5 protein-coding genes are annotated in these 4,645 nt (G+C 71.2%); 3 read left to right on the top strand and 2 right to left on the bottom strand.

All coding sequences use genetic code 11. The annotated features are described in order from the left end of the window. The coding region (locus VFJ94_RS10345) for a response regulator transcription factor (protein ID WP_325004127.1) at nt 1–219 on the top strand (219 nt) is incomplete at its 5' end. A gap of 148 nt (nt 220–367) precedes the next feature. Continuing rightward, complete coding sequence (locus VFJ94_RS10340; RefSeq protein ID WP_325004126.1) at nt 368–1,582, top strand: winged helix-turn-helix domain-containing protein; 1,215 nt, start codon at nt 368–370, stop codon at nt 1,580–1,582. Here the strand turns inward: VFJ94_RS10340 and VFJ94_RS10335 are convergent. Beyond that, a complete protein-coding gene (locus VFJ94_RS10335; protein ID WP_325004125.1) occupies nt 1,498–2,652 on the bottom strand; it encodes a glycosyltransferase in 1,155 nt (384 codons plus the stop codon). The genes VFJ94_RS10340 and VFJ94_RS10335 overlap by 85 nt on opposite strands. After that, entirely contained in the window at nt 2,645–3,250 is a 606-nt protein-coding gene (locus VFJ94_RS10330) for a helix-turn-helix domain-containing protein (RefSeq protein ID WP_325004124.1), read from the bottom strand. Before VFJ94_RS10330 ends, VFJ94_RS10335 begins: the two co-directional genes overlap by 8 nt. Before the next feature lie 170 nt (nt 3,251–3,420). On the opposite strand from VFJ94_RS10330, the gene VFJ94_RS10325 reads away from it, so the two are divergent. Continuing rightward, the coding region (locus VFJ94_RS10325) for a DEAD/DEAH box helicase (RefSeq protein WP_325004123.1) at nt 3,421–4,645 on the top strand (1,225 nt) is incomplete at its 3' end.

Genomic DNA, 4,645 nt, shown 5'->3' with positions numbered 1-4,645 from the left:
CGCGACACCGGTCCGCGCCTGCGGCTGACCGAGCGCGAGCTCGAGGTCCTCCGCCTGGTCGCCAAGGGCATGAACAACCGCGACATCGCCAAGGACCTCTACATCTCCGAGAACACCGTCAAGAACCACGTCCGCAACATCTTGGAGAAGCTCCAGCTCCACTCCCGGATGGAGGCGGTCATGTACGCCGTCAAGGAAAAGCTCCTGGACCTCCCCTGAGGGAGCGCGAAGCGCTCACTCGGGACCAGGAGGGAAGGTTGAGCAGCCGCGCGAGCGAGGGACGAGCTCGCGACCGGCGTGCCGAAACCCGGTGACGTACGTGCCGACCTCGACCCCAGTGTCAGCCGCCCGTGGTTGAGTACGCCGCGTGACGGAGTCCCTGAGCCGGGCGCAGGCGCGCCGGATCGCGCTGGCCGCCCAGGGGTTCCTCGACCCGCGCCACACGGCGCCGACGATGCGCACCTTCGCCCGCACCCTCCAGCGCACCGGCGTCCTGCAGGTCGACTCGGTCAACGTGCTGCAGCGCGCCCACTTCATGCCGCTCTACTCCCGGATGGGCCCCTACGACGTGGAGCTGCTCCGCCGGGCGGCCGAGAGGAAGCCGCGGCGGATCGTGGAGTACTGGGCCCACGTCCAGGCCTTCATGCCCGTCGAGCTCTGGCCGCACATGAGGCACCGGATGGACTCCTACCGCGCGCAGCGGGGCAAGTGGGGCTTCACCGCCGACGAGACCCTCGAGCCCCGGGTGCTCGCCGCGGTCCGCGAGCGGGGACCGGTGACCGCACGCGACCTCGACGAGGAGTTCAGCCGCGGTCCCCGCGCCAAGGACAACTGGGGCTGGAACTGGTCGGAGGCCCGCAAGGTCCTCGACTACCTGTTCATGGTCGGCGACGTCGCGGTCGCCGGTCGCACCCCGCAGTTCGAGGTGCGCTACGACCTCCCGGAGCGGGTGCTGCCGGCCGACGTGCTCGAGGCGCCGACGCCGACCGCGGCCGAGGCCCACAAGGAGCTCGTACGCCGGGCGGCGATGTCGCACGGGGTAGCCACGGCCCGCTGCCTGGCCGACTACTACCGGCTGCGCCAGGCGCCGGCGCCCGACCGGCCGAGTGCCCAGGCCACCGTGGCCGAGCTCGTCGAGGAGGGCGAGCTCGTGCGGGTGCAGGTCGAGGGGTGGTCCAGGCCGGCGTACCTGCACCGGGAGGCCCGCCGCCCACGCAAGGTGAGCGCCCGCGCGCTGCTCAGCCCGTTCGACCCGGTGGTGTGGGAGCGCGAGCGCACCGAGCGGCTCTTCGACTTCCGCTACCGGATCGAGATCTACACGCCCGCCGACAAGCGCGTGCACGGTTACTACGTGCTGCCGTTCCTCCTCGACGACGCGATCGTCGCCCGGGTCGACCTCAAGGCCGACCGTCCGGGCCGGGTGCTCGTCGTCAAGGGCGCCTACGCCGAGCCGGCCGCCCCCCTCGAGACCGCCCAGGAGCTCGCCGAGGAGCTGCGTCAGCTGGCCGGGTGGCTGGGCCTGGACGACGTCGTGGTCGAGCCCCGCGGCGACCTCGCGCCCGGGCTCTCTGCGCTGGTCTGACCCAGCACCGACTCCACGGCATCGGCCCCGAGACGGGCGCCGGGCAGCGCCCGGATCGCCGCGCCGAGGCCGGCGGCGGCGTCGCGGTGGGCGCCATCGGCGAGCAGCTCGGCCAGCACGGGCGCGATCGTGGCGGCGCGGGCGCCCTTCTTCAGCACCCGGCCGGCACGGCTCGCGGCCACCGATCGCGCGACCGCCGGCTGGTCGGTCAACCGGTCCATCGGCATCAGGGCCATGGGCACGTCGTGGGCCAGCGCCTGCATGGTGCTGCCGTGGCCGCCGTGCCCCACGAACAGGGTGGTCCGGGGGAACAGCTCCACGTGGGGCACGAACCGGTGCACCTCGACCCCGCTCGGGACCGTGAGCGCGGCGGGGTCGATGGCCGGGCCGGTGGTCACCACCACGCGGGCGTCCAGCCCCGAGGCCGCGTCCACGACCTGCTGCAGGCTCTCGGTCATCCGCGGGAACCCGAAGGTGCTCAGGCTGACCAGCACGGTCGGCTCGGCCGGCGTGCGCGGGGCGACCTCGACGACAGGCCCGACCTGGTGCAGGCCGGGTCGCGCGGCGACCGGGTCGAGCTCGGGCAGGGTGGTGAGGACCCGCGCGGCGGCCGAGTCGAGCGCTCGGCGCGGCGCCAGCCGGCGCAGCCGCAGGTTGAGCCCCATCGGACCGCCGAGGATGCCGCGGCGGTAGAAGCCGTCGTAGAGGTGCTCCAGGACCACGTAGCGCAGCCCCGCCCCGCGGGCGGCGTCGAGCGCCCCGAACATCAGGCAGTCGACCACGACCAGGTCGACCGGGTGGCGGCGTACCTCCTCCAGGAGGTCGCGGCCCATCCCGGCGTCGCCGAAGCAGGCCATCATGGCCAGCGGTGAGTTCGCCTCGAGCGAGGAGAACGGACGGGTGTGCGCCGGCCGCACGAACTCGAAGCCGGCGCCCGTGAGGGCCGCCTCCTGCGAGGCGTGCCCCAGGAACCGGACGCGGTGGCCGCGGCCGACGAGCTCGCGGGCGAGGGCAGTGGCCGGCGGGACGTTGCCGCCGCCGTCCCAGGTGACGAAGAGGATCTCAGGCATGGTCGTGCTCCGCACGGTGGAGAGTGACGCCCGCGGCGCCCAGGACCCCCTCGGCGAGGGCCTGCATGCGCCGCAGCGTGGTGGCGCGGGAGAGGCCGCGGTCCAGCCGCAGCAGCTTCCACGTGTAGACGTCGGTGGCGACGACCAGCAGGTCGAGCACCTCCTCGTCGTCGGTGGCCGGGGCGAAGACCTCGCGCACCCACTGACGGTGCATGGCCCTGCCCCGGTCGGTCATCGTCCGGGCGAACGAGTCGTGGTCCTCCTGGGCCAGCATCAGGAGCGCCCGGCGTCCGTCCTTCTCGTAGTGATCGCCGAGCACCCGGAACGCCGCCGCCACGTCACCGGCCGGTGTCCGTCGCTCCTCGGCGGTCACGGCCATCGCGTGGTCGCTGGCGGCGGCGAAGAGCTGGTCGCGGCTGCCGAACTGGCGCAGCACCGTCTGGACGCTGACGCCGGCAGCCCGCGCGACGTCCTCGAGGGAGATGTCGGCGAAGGGCTTCTGCCCGGCCAGGTCCACCAGCGCGTCGGCGATCCGCCGCCGGGTCTCCTCGACGGCGCGGGCGCGGGCCCCCATGGTGTAGGCACGAGTCGTTTTCATGACAATCGCAGTTGACACCAATATGGATATTGATGTCAATAGGGATTAACACGAAGTTGTCTGGAGCGCCCGCTGCGCCGGTTCGGCCTGCGTGGGCGGGCTGGGTAGCATGACCGGAGCCTGTGCCGCGGAGCCGCGGCGCATCCACCAGCTCCAGGAGTTGCACCGACGTGCCTGCCATCTTCGACAAGATCCTCCGCATCGGCGAGGGCAAGATCATCCGCCAGCTGGAGACCGTCGCGAAGGCCGTGAACGCCATCGAGGACGACTTCGTCGCGATGAGCGACGCCGAGCTGCGGGGGATGACCGACGAGCTGCGCAAGCGCCACGAGGACGGCGAGAGCCTCGACGACCTGATGCCCGAGGCGTTCGCCACCGTGCGCGAGGCCGCCAAGCGGGTCACCGGCATGCGGCCCTTCGACGTGCAGATGATGGGCGGCGCCGCGCTGCACCTCGGGAACATCGCCGAGATGAAGACCGGTGAGGGCAAGACTCTCGTCGCCGTCGCGCCGAGCTACCTCAACGCCCTGACCGGCCGCGGCGTCCACGTCGTGACGGTCAACGACTACCTCGCGAAGTACCAGTCCGAGCAGATGGGCCGCATCCACCACTTCCTCGGCCTGACGGTCGGCGTGATCCTGCCGGAGATGAACCCCGCGGAGCGGCGCGAGGCCTACGCCTGCGACATCACCTACGGCACCAACAACGAGCTCGGGTTCGACTACCTGCGCGACAACATGGCCGGCTCCATCGAGGAGTGCGTCCAGCGCGGCCACCACTACGCGATCGTGGACGAGGTCGACTCGATCCTGATCGACGAGGCCCGCACCCCGCTGATCATCAGCGGCCCCACCCAGGACGAGGTCCGGTGGTACGACGAGTTCGCCAAGCTCGCGCGCCGCCTGGAGAAGGACGTCGACTACGAGGTCGACGAGAAGAAGCGCACCATCTCCGTCCTCGAGCCGGGCATCACCAAGGTCGAGGACCACCTCGGCATCGACAACCTCTACGAGTCCGCCAACACGCCGCTGATCTCCTTCCTCAACAACTCCATCAAGGCCAAGGAGCTGTTCCGCAACGACAAGGAGTACGTCGTCATGAACGGCGAGGTGCTCATCGTCGACGAGCACACCGGCCGCATGCTGGCCGGGCGCCGCTACAACGACGGCCTCCACCAGGCCATCGAGGCCAAGGAGGGGGTGCAGGTCCGCGAGGAGTACCAGACCCTCGCCACCGTCACCCTGCAGAACTACTTCCGCCTCTACGACAAGCTCTCCGGCATGACGGGCACGGCGCTGACCGAGGCCTCGGAGTTCGACAAGATCTACAGCCTCGGCGTGGTCCCGATCCCGACCAACAAGCCGATGCAGCGCGAGGACAAGCCCGACCTCGTCT

Source organism: Intrasporangium sp. (assembly GCF_035688975.1).
Taxonomy (GTDB): Bacteria; Actinomycetota; Actinomycetes; order Actinomycetales; family Dermatophilaceae; genus CALMNV01.
Note: the sequence above shows the minus strand (reverse complement) of the source record. Positions and strands in the feature narration are given on the sequence as shown.

Coding starts and splice junctions, on each gene's coding strand:
- VFJ94_RS10330 (WP_325004124.1), bottom strand. CDS start 3,250: ATGAAAACGACTCGTGCCTACACCATGGGGGCCCGCGCCCGCGCCGTC.
- VFJ94_RS10335 (WP_325004125.1), bottom strand. CDS start 2,652: ATGCCTGAGATCCTCTTCGTCACCTGGGACGGCGGCGGCAACGTCCCG.